The organism is Parasphingorhabdus halotolerans, from assembly GCF_012516475.1.
Classification (GTDB): domain Bacteria; phylum Pseudomonadota; class Alphaproteobacteria; order Sphingomonadales; family Sphingomonadaceae; genus Parasphingorhabdus; species Parasphingorhabdus halotolerans.
Map to the genome: position 1 here is coordinate 2536114 of NZ_CP051217.1, position 16092 is coordinate 2552205.

11 protein-coding genes are annotated in these 16092 nt (G+C 52.6%); 4 read left to right on the plus strand and 7 right to left on the minus strand.

Going from position 1 to position 16092, the window contains the following annotated elements:
• Nucleotides 1-228: 228 nt before the first annotated feature.
• Nucleotides 229-2388 (plus strand): autotransporter assembly complex protein TamA, encoded by a 2160-nt coding sequence (locus tag HF685_RS12485; protein WP_246218611.1) that lies wholly within the window; start codon nucleotides 229-231, stop codon nucleotides 2386-2388.
• Nucleotides 2388-6557: a translocation/assembly module TamB domain-containing protein gene (locus HF685_RS12490; protein ID WP_168820272.1), complete on the plus strand. Its 4170-nt coding sequence runs from the start codon at nucleotides 2388-2390 to the stop codon at nucleotides 6555-6557. The genes HF685_RS12485 and HF685_RS12490 overlap by 1 nt, the downstream gene beginning before the upstream one ends.
• Before the next feature lie 24 nt (nucleotides 6558-6581).
• Here the strand turns inward: HF685_RS12490 and HF685_RS12495 are convergent, their stop codons facing one another.
• The 6 genes from HF685_RS12495 to map all read right to left on the minus strand — a co-directional run bounded on the left by HF685_RS12495 (nucleotide 6582) and on the right by map (nucleotide 12668).
• Nucleotides 6582-6947, minus strand: coding sequence for a hypothetical protein (locus tag HF685_RS12495; protein ID WP_168820273.1), 366 nt, complete (start codon nucleotides 6945-6947; stop codon nucleotides 6582-6584).
• Nucleotides 6948-6957: 10 nt separating this feature from the next.
• Nucleotides 6958-7467 carry a hypothetical protein gene (locus HF685_RS12500; protein WP_168820274.1) on the minus strand — a complete coding sequence of 170 codons (510 nt, stop codon included), beginning with the start codon at nucleotides 7465-7467 and terminating at the stop codon, nucleotides 6958-6960.
• A gap of 130 nt (nucleotides 7468-7597) precedes the next feature.
• Nucleotides 7598-9010, minus strand: a complete 1413-nt coding sequence (gene glnA, locus HF685_RS12505; protein WP_168820275.1) for a type I glutamate--ammonia ligase — start codon at nucleotides 9008-9010, stop codon at nucleotides 7598-7600.
• 41 nt (nucleotides 9011-9051) lie between these two features.
• Nucleotides 9052-9390, minus strand: a complete 339-nt coding sequence (locus HF685_RS12510; protein ID WP_168820276.1) for a P-II family nitrogen regulator — start codon at nucleotides 9388-9390, stop codon at nucleotides 9052-9054.
• 229 nt (nucleotides 9391-9619) lie between these two features.
• Nucleotides 9620-11746: a PQQ-dependent dehydrogenase, methanol/ethanol family gene (locus HF685_RS12515; RefSeq protein ID WP_168820277.1), complete on the minus strand. Its 2127-nt coding sequence runs from the start codon at nucleotides 11744-11746 to the stop codon at nucleotides 9620-9622.
• 94 nt (nucleotides 11747-11840) lie between these two features.
• On the minus strand, nucleotides 11841-12668 hold the full coding sequence (gene map / locus HF685_RS12520) for a type I methionyl aminopeptidase (RefSeq protein ID WP_168820278.1): 828 nt from the start codon (nucleotides 12666-12668) through the stop codon (nucleotides 11841-11843).
• 125 nt (nucleotides 12669-12793) lie between these two features.
• On the opposite strand from map, the gene HF685_RS12525 reads away from it, so the two are divergent.
• Both HF685_RS12525 and HF685_RS12530 read left to right on the plus strand, forming a co-directional pair.
• Nucleotides 12794-14503 (plus strand): sulfatase-like hydrolase/transferase, encoded by a 1710-nt coding sequence (locus tag HF685_RS12525; protein WP_168820279.1) that lies wholly within the window; start codon nucleotides 12794-12796, stop codon nucleotides 14501-14503.
• A 59-nt stretch (nucleotides 14504-14562) separates the two neighbouring features.
• Nucleotides 14563-15333 (plus strand): competence/damage-inducible protein A, encoded by a 771-nt coding sequence (locus tag HF685_RS12530; protein WP_168820280.1) that lies wholly within the window; start codon nucleotides 14563-14565, stop codon nucleotides 15331-15333.
• Here HF685_RS12530 and HF685_RS12535 read toward each other — a convergent pair.
• The gene (locus tag HF685_RS12535) at nucleotides 15330-16040 is read right to left on the minus strand and encodes a cupin domain-containing protein (RefSeq protein WP_246218612.1); all 711 of its coding nucleotides are present in this window, start codon (nucleotides 16038-16040) and stop codon (nucleotides 15330-15332) included. The two genes, HF685_RS12530 and HF685_RS12535, sit on opposite strands and share 4 nt — an antisense overlap.
• Between the last annotated feature and the right edge of the window lie 52 nt (nucleotides 16041-16092).

The window sequence follows — 16092 nt, forward strand, 5'->3', positions numbered from 1 at the left end:
TTTATGCATTTCCCAAAAAACTCACGGTGCCGGATTTAACAGGGGCCGGCGGTTACTAACCTGAAATATGGGGCATGATGGTTAACGAGAGGTTAAACGAAGCACGTAAATCATCATTCTATGTCCAAAAATCGGAATATCGCGAATTTTGGCTGGTTTGACGAGGGACCATCTAATTTATTGGCGTCGCTTTTCCAAAGCGGCTAGTGCAAGGGAATGGGTCTGACAGTGTATCGTTCTCACCTTTTTGCGTGTGTAGCGTCGATAAGTGCGGCGACAATATGCGCGCCTTTATGGGCGCAGACTTCTGCCGGCAACAGAGAGGCGGCGGCAGCTCCGGACATCCTGGATAATGATCAACCGCTTGATCCCGATCAGCCTTTGACCGAATTTCCTGACTTTGGCGTAGATTGGCCGGATCTTGAAAATCTGCCGGATCCTGTAGTCAGCGATCTGGACTCAACCGATGATTCCTCCAATGTTAGCGCCAGCGCGCAGGATGGTTTTGCTGAAACAGAAAATGTCGACCCAACTGCCCAACTCCCTTCGAATTTCGCCGAAACGGATGGAAGCATTATTGCTGACGGTCCCAACAACACGGCATTTGCTGAAACATTTGCACCCGACGGCAGTATGACTTTGAGCAACTATGATATCCGGTTCTCCGGTCTTCCCGATGCCATTGACGAGAAATTCGGGATTCGGTTTGATAGCCTGTCGGTACTCAAGCAATATCAGAATGACCAGGCAAATTTTGCCCAGATCAAACGCCGGGCAGAAACCGATACGGAACTGGTAGAGCGCCTCCTGCGGATAGAAGGTTACTACGATGCAATCGTTCGCAATCGCTTCGAGGAAGCAGGAAAAGCCGCCGGTTCCAATGATATTTTGGTTGTCATAAACATTGTTGCGGGCCCGCAATATAAGTTCGCTGACATTTTGTTGCCGGGCCTTGAAACTGCTGCGGGCAGCGATCCGGCCAATTTTCGCTCCGTATTTGGTCTCGAGCCCGGCGCCATATTGAATAGTGACGGGATCATCGCGGCGCAGTTGCGGCTCGACGAGGCGATGGCTGAAAACGGCTATGCTTTCTCCAAAACCGGTGAACCTGATCTTGTCATAGACCATGCCGACCGCAATGGCGATTTGACCCAACCTGTCATGCCCGGCGGAAAATATAATTTTGGCGCAATCAAGATGGCGAGCACGGAATTGTTCGGCCCTGAACATGCCCAGCTTATCGCGCGCTTTGAACCAGGCGACATATATAAGGCCTCTGATGTTGAAGATTTGCGCCGCGCATTGATATCAACGGGTCTGATATCGACCATCACGATGGAGCCGGTGATTTCGGATGATCCGGATAAAGTGGATCTGGCGATTAATTTGACGCCGGCACCGCTGCGGACAATTGCGGGTGAACTGGGCTACGGAACGGGCGAAGGTGCCCGCGCCGAGGTCAGCTGGGAACATCGCAACCTCTTCCCGCCTGAAGGCCTGATCCGCTTGACTGGTGTGCTCGCTACGCAGGAGCAATCTGGCAGTGTAACTTTTCGGCGTAACAATCATCGCCGCCGGGACAATGTTCTCAATGGCCGGGTAGCACTGAACAATATTGATCGCCCGGCATTTGAGGCGCGCACATTTTCGGTCGGCGCTAACATTGAGCGTCAAAGCAATCTGATCTATCAAAAGAAATGGAGCTGGTCCGCCGGCCTTGAACTCATCGCCTCGCAAGAGCGGGATGTTGTTGGCACAACAGGGCAAACAAGCCGGCAAACGTTTTTCATCGGCGCTTTACCCGTCTCGGTGACTTATGATGCCAGCGATGATTTGCTTGATCCGCAGTCCGGCTTTCGCATCGGCGCGCGCATTTCGCCGGAAGCATCGTTTCAGAATGGCAGTTTTTTTTACACACGCGGACAGATTGATGGGAGCGCCTATTACCCGGTCTCGGAAAAAATCGTCATGGCCGGACGCATGCGACTAGGATCCATTGTCGGTGCGGGCAACAACCGGATTGCGCCGTCGCGGCGATTATATTCCGGTGGCGGCGGATCCGTGCGTGGCTATGGATATCAGCGCATTGGACCTCTTGATGCGAATGATGACCCCATTGGCGGGCGTTCGCTCGTCGAGTTTTCGTTGGAAGCGCGAATACGCATAGATGCATTTGGTGGAAACTTTGGCGTGGTACCGTTCATAGATGCTGGCAATGTCTATACCAACCCGTTGCCAAGATTTTCAGGATTTCAATATGGAGCCGGTATCGGCTTGCGCTACTACAGCAATTTTGGCCCAATCCGCATTGACCTCGGCACCCCTGTCAATCCGCAACCGGGCGATTCTCCGGTGGCGTTATATGTCTCGCTTGGCCAAGCCTTCTAATGACCGATGATGCTGCACAGGCACGGACCGCAAGAAGCAGAGGGTCGCGTTGGCCGTTCTATATAATTTTCGCCGTTTTAGGCCTGTTGCTGATCGGGATAATAGGTGGCGGGCTGTGGCTGGATAGCAAGAGTGGCCATAGGTATATAATCTCCCAGATAGAAGCTCTCGAGCCTGAAAACGGCCTCCGTATCGGGGTTGGCGATATTGAAGGTTCGGTTTTTGGACAAGCCCAGATCATCGATCTTGCACTTCACGACCCCAAAGGAAAATTTTTTACATCCGGCAAAGTTTCTCTCGATTGGAACCCGTTTGCCTGGATATTCAACGAACTTAATATAACGAGCGTCGTCGTTTCGAAGGCGCGCCTGGACCGTCTGCCTAAGCTGCTTGAAACGAAAGAAGACGCGCCGATCCTTCCAGAGTTCGATATCTATATTGGATCGTTTCGCGTCGATAACCTGGCAATTGGAGCCGAGGTAACCGGGGATGAGCAGTTTGCCGATCTGGCCGGGGCCGTGGATATCCGCTCCGGGCGGGCTATGGTCGATCTCAATGCTGAAACAACCAGAAGTGGAGATAAGCTGGCGCTGATGCTCAACGCTGAGCCGGATGCAGAAAAGCTCGACATCAAAGCCGATATCCAGGCACCAGCAAAAGGTGCAATTGCGAAATATCTTGGATTGGAGCGTGATATAACGGCGGCAGTCGACGGCGATGGTGATTGGAAAAAATGGGATGGAAATTTGCTCGTCACGGGAAATGAGCAAAAGCTTGTCTCTATTGATATTGCAGCGCGTGACGGTGTTTTTGGTTATGATGGCAATATCACAGCCGAACTGATGCCCGCGGGATTCGCTCGGAAACTGGCAACTCCCCGGATTGCACTGAACGGGACATTGGAATTCGCCGACAACGTGGTTGATGTCGATATGGCCGCCCGCTCGTCCGCATTAAACATGAGCGCGGTTGGCGGTATTGATCTTGGTAAAAATTCGCTGGATGCCATGCGTATCGAGAGTCAGGTCAGCAACCCTTCGGCATTGACCGCTAGTCTCAAAGCACAGGACCTTGAGATGAAGGCGCTACTTAATGGCAAATTTTCAGAGCTGCGCTATCAATATCTGCTGACGGCACCGCAGCTGGCGTTGGGGAAAAGTGTTTTTGGCAATGTTCGTGCCGAGGGAGAAGGGCAGCGTGACGCTGGCGGCTGGAATATTCCAGTGGAACTCTCTGTGGACAGTCTGATCGGCAATGGTGAATTGGCCAAGCGTTTGGCATCGGCGTTTAAGGGCGACGCACTTTTGCGGTTTGAACAGGGGCTGCTGTTCTCTGATAACGTAAAATTCTCGACCACTTCTTTGAACGGCAAGGCAGACTTCGAGGTACGCCCATCCTCTGGCGACTATGCGGTCAATCTGGACGCGCAAGCTCCGGCGTTCTTCATAAAGGGTGTGGGCGTTTCTGACATAGTGGCTTCGATAGCCGTTCGGCCGGATAAAAACCGGATGATGCTGACGGGCGATGCGACAGCCAAGTTCCGCCGCTTCGATAACGCATTTCTGCGGGAGTTGGGTGGCGGACTGCCCGTGTTGAAAACCGGCCTTGCCTTGGGTGCTGACAACCTGCTTCGTTTTACGGGCCTATCAATTGCCGCACCCAAATTGCGCTTCAATGGCGGCGGCTCCCAAACCGGTGCCGCGACGTTTGCGTTTAATGGCCGGGGTAATCATAACCAATATGGTAGCTTCAATCTCGATCTTAATGGCCCTCTTGATCGCCCGAAAATTGCGCTTTTGCTTGATGATCCGCTGCCAGCCGCAGGATTATCGGCGGTCAGGCTAAATCTAAACCCGTTGAACAATGGCTTTGCATTCACCGCTGCGGGTGGTTCAACACTTGGGCCGTTTGATGGTGATGGCGCTATTGTGACCGGCAGCGAGGGAACAATCGTGCGGATCGACCGGCTGCTGGTTTCTAATACGCTCGCAACCGGCATTATTCGCCCGACCAGTAATGGTTTGGCGGGTGACCTTGATATAAATGGCGGCGGTGTAAATGGCAGCGTCCGGTTTGAACCTGGGGCTGGTCGCCAGCTAATCAGAGCAAATCTCGTCGCGAAAAATGCCCGTTTTGATGGGACCCCACCGATCTTGATCAGAACTGGCGTGCTTGACGCGGATCTGGTGCTGGTTGACGGCCAATCCGATATCACTGCAACTGTGCGGGCGCAGGGTATCAGCCGGGGTGATCTAATTGTCGGACGCGTCGCCGGAAATGCGAAGCTTACCAATGGCTCAGGCACCGCTGTTTTCTCCGTCGCAGGAACACGCGGTAGTACTTTCGAATTCCAGGCGAAGGCCAATATATCCCCCAATCGCTATCTTGTCACCGGCGATGGATTATTTGAAGGGCGGCGTCTTCGGTTGACCAAGGCTCTGGAGCTCAGTCGGGTGAGCGGTGGCTGGGCAGCATCTCCAACCACATTAACTTACGGTAGCGGTGCTACGCGCTTTTCCGGACGATGGGGTAGTGGCAATTCCAGTCTTGATCTCAATATGTCAAAAATGCCGCTATCCTTGATGGATATTGTTTTTGATGACTTGGGCCTTGGCGGCTTGGCCTATGGCACGGTCAAACTCACTCAGAGTGGATCGCAGGTGCCGGTTGGCAATGCAAAGCTGACCGTCAAGGGCCTGACGCGGTCGGGCCTTATTCTGACATCGAGACCCATTGATCTTGGTTTCAATGTTGCCATTTCCGATAGAAACGCGGCTGCGCGCGGGATTGTTAAAGATCAATCGGGCAAAACCATTGGGCGGTTTCAAGGCCGTGTATCCAATTTGAGCGGAGGCAATTGGAAAAATGAACTGCTGCGCAATCCATTATTTGCGCAAGCCCGTTTCAATGGTGCGGCCGATGTTCTCTGGCGCCTTACCGGTGTGGAGACGTTTGATCTTACTGGTCCGGTAGCGGTAAGCGCGGATGTAAGCGGAACATTGGCAAACCCGCAAATTCGTGGCCAATTTAGAGCGAGCAATGCCCGCCTTGAAAGCGGATTAACAGGTACGGTGATTTCCAGCATTCAAGCTACTGGGCAATTTGACGGTTCCCGTCTCGTCCTGCCCAACATAACCGGGGTAACGAGCGGCGGCGGGGGCGTTAGCGGTTCGGGCAGTTTTAATTTCGCCGTTGAGCCTGGTGTTGGTGTCGGCATCGTGATGGATGTAACAGCACGGAATGCAGCGCTTATCGCGCGTGATGACTTTGCAGCAACCGTTTCTGGCCCGATCAAAATCCGGAATAATATTGATGGCGGCCTGATTTCCGGTGATGTTACTCTCAACCGCAGTTTTTTCAAATTCGGGCAAGCGACTGCGGCTGCATCTCTGCCGCAAATCAAGACTCGCGAGATAAATCGTCGTGCGGACGAGAGACCGATAAAAGTAAGGGGGCGACCTTGGAGATTTGCACTCAATGCAACCGCGCCGAACCGATTGCAAGTGGAGGGGCTAGGCCTCGATAGCGAATGGCGGGCTGATCTGAAAGTCTCGGGTCCGGTCGATAATTTTACCATGGTCGGTAATGCAGATCTGGTTCGCGGGAATTATACGTTTGCTGGCAGGCGTTTCCGGCTTGAGCGCGGGCGTATTAGATTTGTCGGTAATCAGCCGGTTAATCCGATTTTGGATATCGAAGCGGAAGCCAATCTTACCGGACTCAATGCGACGATAAATGTAACCGGTACCGGCAACCGGCCTGAAATCGCGTTCAATAGTGTACCCGCCCTTCCGGAAGACGAGCTGCTTTCGCGCGTGCTCTTCGGGGCATCCATATCCGATCTTTCGGCACCGGAAGCGGTGCAACTGGCCGCCGCAGTTGCCTCCCTGAATAGCAGCGGCGGACTTGATCCGATTAACCAGCTCCGTAAAGCAGTAGGGCTGGACAGGCTGCGGATATTGCCGTCTGATGTCGATACCGGCTCGGGCACGTCAATCGCGGCCGGAAAATATATCACGCGCCGCGCCTATGTTGAACTTATTACCGATGGCAAGGGCTACAGCGCGACGCAGCTAGAGTTCCAGATCACAAGGTGGCTCTCGATATTGTCCACTATTTCGACGCTCGGCAGACAGAGCGCGAACGTGCGTATCTCAAAGGATTATTAGGCGCGCAATCGCTTCGTCAATTATCTAGACTGACGGCGGGGCTTTTGGAATTAGGGGGACAGGAAAACCGGCCGCAGTCAGGATTGTGGTGAGCCCACCCCACAGCGCATTGGCTACGGCGTTCCACGCCTTTTCAATGGTGAGGACTGTCAACATCGCCAGAGACCGAACCATGTTGACGGTATCGCGTGCCAGCCCGTCAAGGAAATAGGTGAAGAGTTCATCTTCATCTTTCAGATACCCATCCACTCTGGTTTTTGCCAGATGGTCCGCCTGTTTGGCCAGCAGTCTGCCCTGCCGTTCAACAAATTCGGAAATCAACGAATAACCGTCCGATAATTCCCCCTTTAGGTTGCCAACCATATCGTTAAAAATATCCGCTGAATCCATCTGTCAGTTCCTATCTTTTCAAAGCGTTTTCTACGGTCAACGCCTGATCAATCTGTGTATCGTATCGATTCCTGAAATCGGCCACGGCATCGGGAACCAAACCTCTGGTTTTGTGGAAGGCGCGCATAACCCGCAAGTTCGAGACTATTTCAGCCATACTCTTGGGAGAGGCATTAAGGCATTCTGCGGGATTATTTTCAGGACGACAGAAGGTCGGCATGATATTCTTTTTCGCCAACTTGCTTGCAAGTGGAGGCACCGCGCGCGCGTTTGCCCGTTGTCGCAATGCCTCAAATTTGCCGATTAACCGCGCATAATCATTTTTGTAGTCGGTAAATTCTTCCGTTGGAGATCCTTCTTCCAGGTTTGCAAATAATGTCAGCGCAGCAACATTGGCGTCATCCAGCCCTGCGACCAGCGCCTGATCATAATCAGGTACGAGCTGGATTGCACAACCCGATAAAATCAGTGGAATCAGGCAAAGCAATAATCGCCGTACGGCGGTGTGCAAGGCTATCATTGCAATTCCCCTCTTGTTAAGCTTTACACGAAATCCAGCAACAATTCCACCTCCGGTAAAGGTCAGCAACGCGAAAAAAAACCGGAACAATTTCTCGCCCCGGCTTCTTAAAATGTTCTAATCGCAAAGATTAGCTGGAATAATACATATCAAATTCAACCGGGCTTGGGGTTGTTTCAAACCGGCTGACTTCTTCCCATTTCAGTTCTGCATAGGCGTCAATCTGGTCTTTCGAGAAGACATCGCCCTTGAGCAGGAATTCGTGATCAGCTTCCAAAGCTTCCAATGCTTCACGCAGCGAGCCACAAACGGTGGGCACATCAGCTAGTTCTGCTGGCGGAAGATCATAGAGGTTTTTATCCATCGCCTCACCGGGATGGATTTTATTCTCGATGCCATCGAGGCCAGCCATCAGCAATGCTGCGTTGGAGAGATAGGGGTTTGCCAAAGGATCCGGGAAGCGGAATTCTACGCGCTTGGCTTTGTCGCCCGCACCGTAAGGAATGCGGCAGGAAGCGGAGCGGTTGCGGCTCGAATAGGCGAGCAATACCGGTGCCTCAAAGCCGGGAACCAGACGCTTGTAGCTGTTGGTTGTTGGGTTGGTGAAAGCGTTACAGGCTTTGGCATGTTTGATCACGCCGCCGATGTAATGCAGGCACATTTCCGACAATCCGGCATATTCATTGCCCGCGAAAAGCGGCTTGCCATCTTTCCAAATCGACATGTGCGTGTGCATACCCGAACCATTGTCCGATTTAATGGGCTTGGGCATGAACGTCGCGGTTTTGCCGTAAGCATGGGCAACCTGCTGAACGACATACTTGTAAACCTGCACGCGATCAGCGGTCTCCGTTAGCTCTCCAAAAGTGATACCCAGTTCGTGTTGAGCGGCGGCAACTTCGTGATGATGCTTGTCCATAGGCAAGCCCATTTCCATCATAGTGGCAACCATTTCACCGCGAATGTCCATGCAGCTGTCAACCGGAGCAACCGGGAAATAGCCACCCTTGGCGCGCGGGCGATGGCCCATGTTACCGATATCATAATCGCGGCCGGTATTGGTTGGCAGCTCGATATCGTCGATTTTGAAACCGGAGCGGTCATAGCCATCTTCAAATTTAACATCGTCAAACATGAAAAACTCTGGCTCCGGACCGACAAACACGGTGTCGCCGATGCCGGTGGACTTGAGGTAGGCTTCCGCGCGCACAGCGGTCGAACGGGGATCGCGGTTGTAAAGCGAACCATCGCCTGGCTCGACAATGTTGCAGACCAGGATCATCATTGGCGTTGCTGAAAACGGATCAAGATATACCGCGTCAAGGTCAGGACGCAGGATCATGTCGGATTCGTTGATAGCCTTCCAGCCTTCGATCGAAGAGCCGTCGAACATAAAGCCCTCTTCAAGAACATCTTCATCAATCACGCTAGCGCACATGGAAAGATGCTGCCATTTGCCGCGTGGATCGGTGAAGCGAACATCGACCCATTCGATCTCCTCATCCTTGATCATTTTCATAATGTCTGAAGGTTTATTGCCCATTTTTTGGTTCCTTGTTTTGTGTTGTATCTTAATGTTTGGAATTAAATAGCGTCGTTATCGCGTTCGCCGGTGCGGATACGCAGTGCCGCTTCTACGGGAATGACGAAAATCTTGCCGTCACCGATCCGGCCAGTCTGAGCCGCTGCTGCAATGGCTTCCACCGTGCGGTCAGCCAGATTGTCTTCAACCACTACCTCGAGTTTTACTTTGGGTAGAAAGTCGACAACATATTCTGCACCGCGATAAAGTTCGGTGTGGCCTTTTTGGCGGCCGAAGCCTTTGGCCTCGGTTACGGTGATTCCCGATACGCCGACTTCGTGTAGCGCTTCTTTCACTTCATCGAGTTTGAAAGGCTTGATGATCGCTTCGATCTTTTTCATATCGGTATTCGTCCCCGTATCCCTGTTACTCTGGCGCACGAAAGGCCCCAAAGGCGGGCATGATTGCCCTATCCAATTCAATTAACGTGCCAAATGACGCAAGTTTAGAGAATCGCCTGAAAACTGTACGATGATAGCTATAGTCAAATTGCGGCGGTTTCAATGCCGCCTGTTTAACAGGCAATATCGCATATCGCCGCCTAATATTTAGGCAGAAAACTAACGTCCGTTATCGAGTCATCGGCGCCGTCATTTCGGGCAGATTTGCTTTCGTCCAGATTGATCGGTCGATGACATAAAGTCGAGTATTTTCAACTTGTTCCGCTTTGACCTGAGAGGTGAAGCCAACCATGCCGTGCTGCTTCAGCGCTCCGCCTGCGACGATCGAAGCCCAAGCTTCCTTGTCGGGCAGTACGCCGGAGACCCGGAGGTCGGGTGTAAAGCCGTTGCCTATAGCGCTGTCACCATGGCAGACGATGCAATAGCGGCCAAAAACTGCCTTGCCGTCCGCTATTTGCGCTGGCGTTCCGGTTTGCTCCGGCGGGTTCCAGGCAATTTCGGTTTTCGCCGGCAGCGCCGGGAATTGCGTTTTGCCGCCGAGTTTCAGGACAACCAGCCGCGGAATATTGGGAACCTTGCGAGATGCACCGCCCGCGACGCCAGCCACTAATGGAAAAGCCCCGCCTTTGCTGGTAAGAAAGGCAACATATTGCTCGCCATCAATCATGTAGGTCGAAGGCGCGCTGACAATGCCTGACTGCATATCGAGGCTGAGCAGTTCCTTGCCGCTATCTGCCGCATAGGCCTTGAACAGGCCGACACTGGTGCCCTGGAACACGAGATTTCCCGCGGTTGTCATCGTGCCGCCGTTCCAGGCGGCCGGATAGTCGGCACTCCACTCGACCTTGCCGGTCTTGGGATTAAACGCCACCAGCTTGCCGGTGGTTGATGCGACGGCGGCTTTATAGACATCCTTGTCGTCGGGCAGCTGCCCGATAGCCCAGCCAATGCCAACATTGAAACCAAGCCGTTCGCGTTTTTTGTCTATCTCTGAGGTTGGATTAATATAACCCTGCGGAATTTGCTGGGCCGGAATATAGACCAAGCCCGTCTTTGGGTTATAGCTCATTGGATGCCAGTTGTGGGCTCCCAGAGCGCCCGGGATCGCGATAAACGGTTCGCCGGTTTTGTTATAGCGCGCCTCGGGCGTTTCAATCGGGCGTCCGGTTGCCATATCATAGCCGGTGGCCCAGTTGATGCCATCGACAAAAGGCTCGGCACTAATCAGCGTGCCATCAATGCGATCAATAACAAAGAAAAAACCATTCTTGGGCGCATGGTAAAGCACCTTGCGCATCTTGCCGCCAACTTCCAGTTCGGCCTGTATGATGTGCTGGGTTGCAGTATAGTCCCAGTTTTCTCCTGGGGTCTCCTGATAATGCCAGAGGTATTTACCGGTATCGGGATTTACCGCGACGACTGATGAAAGGAACAGATTGTCGCCTTCACCGCCGGAACGCAGACTGTGATTCCAGGGATTACCATTACCAACGCCGAAGTAGAGTTGGTCGAGTTCTTCGTCATATACTATGCTGTCCCAGACCGTACCGCCGCCTCCGGATTCTTTCCATTCGCCATCGCTCCAGGTTTTGGCAGCGGCTTTTTCAAATATCTCGTCGCTTGCTGCGCCGTCCGGTTTTCCTTCCGGATTGGGCACTGTGTAGAAGCGCCATTTTTGGGAGCCGTCGCCAACATCATAAGCAGTAAGATAGCCGCGCACGCCAAATTCTGCGCCGCCATTGCCGATGATGACCATGTTTTTCACAACGCGCGGAGCGCCGGTGATGGTATAGGGCTTTGAATTGTCGGTCGTCTGTGTTTCCCAAAGGCGGGCACCCGTATTGGCATCGAGCGCAATCAGGCGGCCATCGATGGTGCCGAAAAACAATTTGCCGCGCGAAATGGCGACGCCGCGATTGACGACATCGCAGCATGCATCGACCGCTTTTTCGCCGGGCACTTCGGGGTCATAGGACCATAGTTCCTTGCCGGTTTTTGCATCATAGGCGAAAACTTTTGACCATGCGGTTGAGATATACATTTTGCCATCAACAACTACGGGGGTCGCTTCCTGACCGCGCGCATCGGGCAAGTCCTTGAACCAGGCGATACCAAGTTCACCAACATTGCTTTCGTTTATTTTGTCGAGCGGGCTGTGGCGCTGTTCCTTGGCGTCAAAGCCAATATTGCTCCACTCCGTATTTTCGTTGGAAGCTGACGTGGTTTCCGCCCCCGGCTCAGCTTTCTGGCAAGCGGCAAGCAAACAAAGTGCTGCAAAAATCCCGATCCGACGCATCAACCCATCTCCTGTTTACGCTCCATCTTCTAGGACAGGAGCGTGTTTTAACTGACTAGCTAAATTTTAGGCGAACGGTCAAGTATTATAGGTCTCAGGCGTAAGGGGGGTTGTCCAATCCAGCGGGGCTTTTGGTGAAAATCTCGCAGCCGGTTTCGGTAATGCCGATGCTGTGTTCAAACTGTGCTGACAAGGACCGGTCGCGCGATACCGCCGTCCAACCGTCTTCCAGCATCTTGGTCGTAGGCTTGCCAATATTGATCATCGGTTCGATGGTGAAGAACATGCCGGGCCGCAGTTCGGGTCCAGTGCCGGGGCGGCCGACATGGACAACTTCCGGCGCATCATGAAACATTTGGCCCAAGCCGTGACCGCAAAAATCGCGGACCACACCGTAGCGATTTGCTTCGGCATGGCTCTGGATCGCGTGGGACACATCGCCCATCCGGTTCCCTGGCTTGGCCTGTTCGATGCCCAGCATCAGACATTCATAGGTGACCTGCACCAGCTTGGATGCTTTAATCGCTGTCTTGCCAACAAGAAACATCCGGCTTGTGTCGCCATGCCAGCCATCGACAATTACGGTGACGTCGATGTTGACGATATCCCCTTCATTGAGCTTTTTATCGCCCGGTATCCCGTGGCAGATCACATGGTTTATCGAAGTGCAGCAGCTATGGGTGAAACCGCGATAGCCGAGTGTGGCCGGAACCGCGCCTTCACGAAACGCATGCTCGCGGACCATGTCATCGAGCGCGCCGGTGGTCACACCAGGCACAACATGGGGCACGAGAGCGTCGAGAATTTCCGCAGCAAGGCGGCCTGCCTGGCGCATGCCCGCAAAACCCTCTGGTCCGTGGAGTTTGATCGCGCCAGTCCGGCTTTGCGGTGTCGCTTCTTCGACAGTGAGATAATCAGTCATGGAGGTTATATAAGCATCGTGCCTTGATTTGGCGATACCCCAAAATTATTGGGTTTTTTGGCATATATTAACTTTGTTTAGGTACATCATCTGGAGAAAAATAGTTATTTTATTCCAGGAGTTTGATGCAAAATCCGGCAAAATATGTGCTGATGGCATTGATGTTGTTGCTTGGCGGTGGAGAGATCTGGCGGCGGCTCGATATGCTGTCGACTCCGGAAATTCAACCGGTTGGCATGATCGCGTTTGGTGGACTATTTCTGCTCTGTGTTATTAGTCTGGTCGGTTTTGCCATGCTCAGGAGCGACTGGCTTCGCTGGCCTTTCGCAGCCTTGTTAGCCGCAGGTTCAATGCTGGTCGATAGCTACCAGTGGGCGGTGGGTGATTTCATGGAATATGAATCCTTCCTTACGATGATGCAAAGTGCTGGCGATATCGGTAGCGCTATGGCGCAGCAGGGCATGGCGATAGCATTGTCGGCAGGTAAGGCGTTGTTGCTTCTTTTTGCAGTCGGATTGAACCCGCAACCGACTAGCCATATCGCGGCGAGAGCGGCTCGATGGTCAGCAATTCCGATTGTCCTTTTTCTTACGGTCTTGCTATTCTTTCGCGGTGGAGAAGGAGCTAGTGGGCTGCCATCATCGCACAGTGGATTCAGTTATGCATTGCTTCATTCTATTGAATATCTCACCGCTCAACATGGTGAACGTGAGCAAGTCTCCTACCAGCCGAGTGCCGAAAGAAGGGCTGCTGATATTGTTCTTGTGATCGATGAAAGCATTGCCGGTGCATACCTCGATATCAACAGCGATACAGGCGTTTATTCAGGCCTAGTGAGCCCGATGACATCAATTGCGGTTCATAATTTCGGGCTGGCAGCCTCGATTACCCATTGCAGTGTCGGTTCCAATCTGGCGCTGCGTTTCGGCGGTTTGCGAGACAATTACCGGCACATCATACGAACCAAGCCATCAATTTGGGCCTATGCCAAGGCAGTCGGGATGAAGACTGTTTATATTGATGCTCAGCGCACCGGTGGCAGGTACCAAAACCAGATGGATGATTCCGAGCGCGCATTGATTGATGATTGGCGGCAGTTTGATCACGTTCCGGTGCTCCATCGCGATCATGCCGTTGCTGACAAGCTGGCTGGCTATCTGAATGATAATGAAGTGCAATTTATCCTGGTCAATAAGGTCGGTGCGCATTTTCCGGTCAATGATAAGTTTCCGGAAAAATACGCAAAATATCGTCCGATGTTAAAGCGCGGACAGTTTGCTGATGTTACCGATACAGCGATGAACAACAGCTTGGATGGCCGCCAAAGCACTTGGGTTTTGTACCGAAACAGCTACCGCAATACTCTGCTCTGGAACGTAGGTGGGTTCTTTGACCGGTTATTTGCGCGTGCAAATATCGGTGATGCGACGATCATTTATACGTCTGATCATGGACAGACTTTCCATGAGCGCGGAGAAAAAGGACAGGCTACTCATTGTACACCGAATCCGGAGATTGAAGAAGGTCTTGTACCACTCGTTGTCATTGGCGGCAGCGCCGATGAGCAAGAGGCTTGGAAACAAGCGGCGCGAGCTGGTAAAAACCAACGCAGCCACTACCGAATATTTCCAACGATTTTGAGTTTGATGGGATTTGACAACGGCAAAGTAGAAAAAGACTATGGCCCTGATTTGATTTCAAGTCAGCCAGACCCGTTTACTTTCAATACGCGCTTTAATGCGCGCCTCGGAAGCGATCCTGTCTGGAAGAAAATTCCACTGGAAAAGGTCGCTCGTCCGCCGGTGTCTGACTATTCTACAACGCGGCACCGATAATTTAACAGAAATTTCATTCCCGCTTTGCGAGAGTTGATTTTTCTGCAATGAGGCGCGGTATGAGCACTGAACAACCGAAAGACAAAATCTGGACCGCTGCGCTGATTGTTATTGGCGACGAAATTCTCTCAGGTCGGACGCAAGACAAAAACATCGCACAGATTGCGAGCTGGCTGAATGTGCAGGGTATTCGTTTATCAGAAGTCCGCGTTGTGGCTGACAAAATGGACGCCATCGCCGAGGCGGTGAACATCCTGCGATCCCGCAATGATTATCTGTTTACCACGGGCGGTATCGGTCCGACGCATGATGATATCACTGTCGATGCGATTGCAGCTGCTTTGGAAATTGACGTGGTCATCCATCCGACCGCGCGGGCGATACTGGAGAAATATTATACCGACAAAGGCGGCATCAACGAAGGCCGTCTACGAATGGCGCGCGCACCTGATGGAGCGGAGCTGATTGAGAACAGAAAATCTGGTGCGCCTGGTATAAAGCTCGGCAATATCTTTATTATGGCTGGCGTTCCGCAAATTACCGCCGGGATGCTGGACGCATTGACTGGAACACTGGAGGGCGGCGCGCCTCTATTGTCATCAACGCTTGGCGCATGGGCGCCTGAAAGCGAGATTGCCGATATTTTGCGACAATCGGAAAAGGCGAATGAAAATTGCCAGATTGGTAGCTATCCATTCTTTCGCGAGGGAAAAGTCGGTGGCAATTTCGTTGTCAGATCTACCGATGCGGGTGCTTTGGCAATCTGCACTGCTGATCTTCGGAAAGGTCTCGAAGCGGCTGGATACGAAGTGACGGACGGCGGAATTTAGTTTAGAGACTTCTGCGTCGGAGCCCGGAATATCCCGAGTTTTTCTGGCGTTAAATGCCCTGTCTTGGTCCATGTGAGGCAGCCTTCATTGGTGTATGGTGTGTGTTTCCAGCCCGGCGGTGTGCGATCCCAACTGCCTTTGGGATAATGACCATGTTCATCGCTCAGGCTGCCCTCGAATATGAAATTCTCTGCGCCGCCGTCATGCACATGCGTGGGATAACTGCTACCTGGCGCCCAGCGCACGATTTTGACATCCTCGCCCTCAAACCGGTGGAGCCAAGCAAATTCAACGCCGGGCGCGCCGCCGTCTTCAAACTGCAGGTTATCCAAGTGTACCGAAAAATGTGCCGTGTCGGCAGGGTCAAACTGGTGCAGTTTTACAAATATGATGCAACCGTTTTGGCTATGCGGCTTATGCTTGGTGCCAATTGGATTGCGAACATAAGTGCCCGCAGGATAATCGCAGTGCTCGTCCGAGAACACCCCTTCGATGACCAGAAATTCTTCCCCGCCGCTATGAACATGCGGATCAAAATAGCTGCCAGGAGCGTAGCGTACCAGTGACGTCGCCCGCGCAACTTCACCGCCAACCCGGTCGAGCATTTTTCGCTCGACGCCTGGTGACGGGGAGGCAACCCATTTCATATCTTTGGGCAGCAGAACGACGGGTTGATCAAATTGAGCGTTGATTTTCATGCCGTTCATTTATGCTGCTAATGACAGCAATACAATATATTGTGATTTCCCATTGATCCGG

What these genes read in the sequence shown, in the direction of transcription:
- HF685_RS12490 (WP_168820272.1), top strand. Translation starts at nt 2,388, where the DNA reads ATGACCGATGATGCTGCACAGGCACGGACCGCAAGAAGCAGAGGGTCG.
- HF685_RS12495 (WP_168820273.1), bottom strand. Translation starts at nt 6,947, where the DNA reads ATGGATTCAGCGGATATTTTTAACGATATGGTTGGCAACCTAAAGGGG.
- HF685_RS12500 (WP_168820274.1), bottom strand. Translation starts at nt 7,467, where the DNA reads ATGATAGCCTTGCACACCGCCGTACGGCGATTATTGCTTTGCCTGATT.
- glnA (WP_168820275.1), bottom strand. Translation starts at nt 9,010, where the DNA reads ATGGGCAATAAACCTTCAGACATTATGAAAATGATCAAGGATGAGGAG.
- HF685_RS12510 (WP_168820276.1), bottom strand. Translation starts at nt 9,390, where the DNA reads ATGAAAAAGATCGAAGCGATCATCAAGCCTTTCAAACTCGATGAAGTG.
- HF685_RS12515 (WP_168820277.1), bottom strand. Translation starts at nt 11,746, where the DNA reads ATGCGTCGGATCGGGATTTTTGCAGCACTTTGTTTGCTTGCCGCTTGC.
- map (WP_168820278.1), bottom strand. Translation starts at nt 12,668, where the DNA reads ATGACTGATTATCTCACTGTCGAAGAAGCGACACCGCAAAGCCGGACT.
- HF685_RS12525 (WP_168820279.1), top strand. Translation starts at nt 12,794, where the DNA reads ATGCAAAATCCGGCAAAATATGTGCTGATGGCATTGATGTTGTTGCTT.
- HF685_RS12530 (WP_168820280.1), top strand. Translation starts at nt 14,563, where the DNA reads ATGAGCACTGAACAACCGAAAGACAAAATCTGGACCGCTGCGCTGATT.
- HF685_RS12535 (WP_246218612.1), bottom strand. Translation starts at nt 16,040, where the DNA reads ATGAACGGCATGAAAATCAACGCTCAATTTGATCAACCCGTCGTTCTG.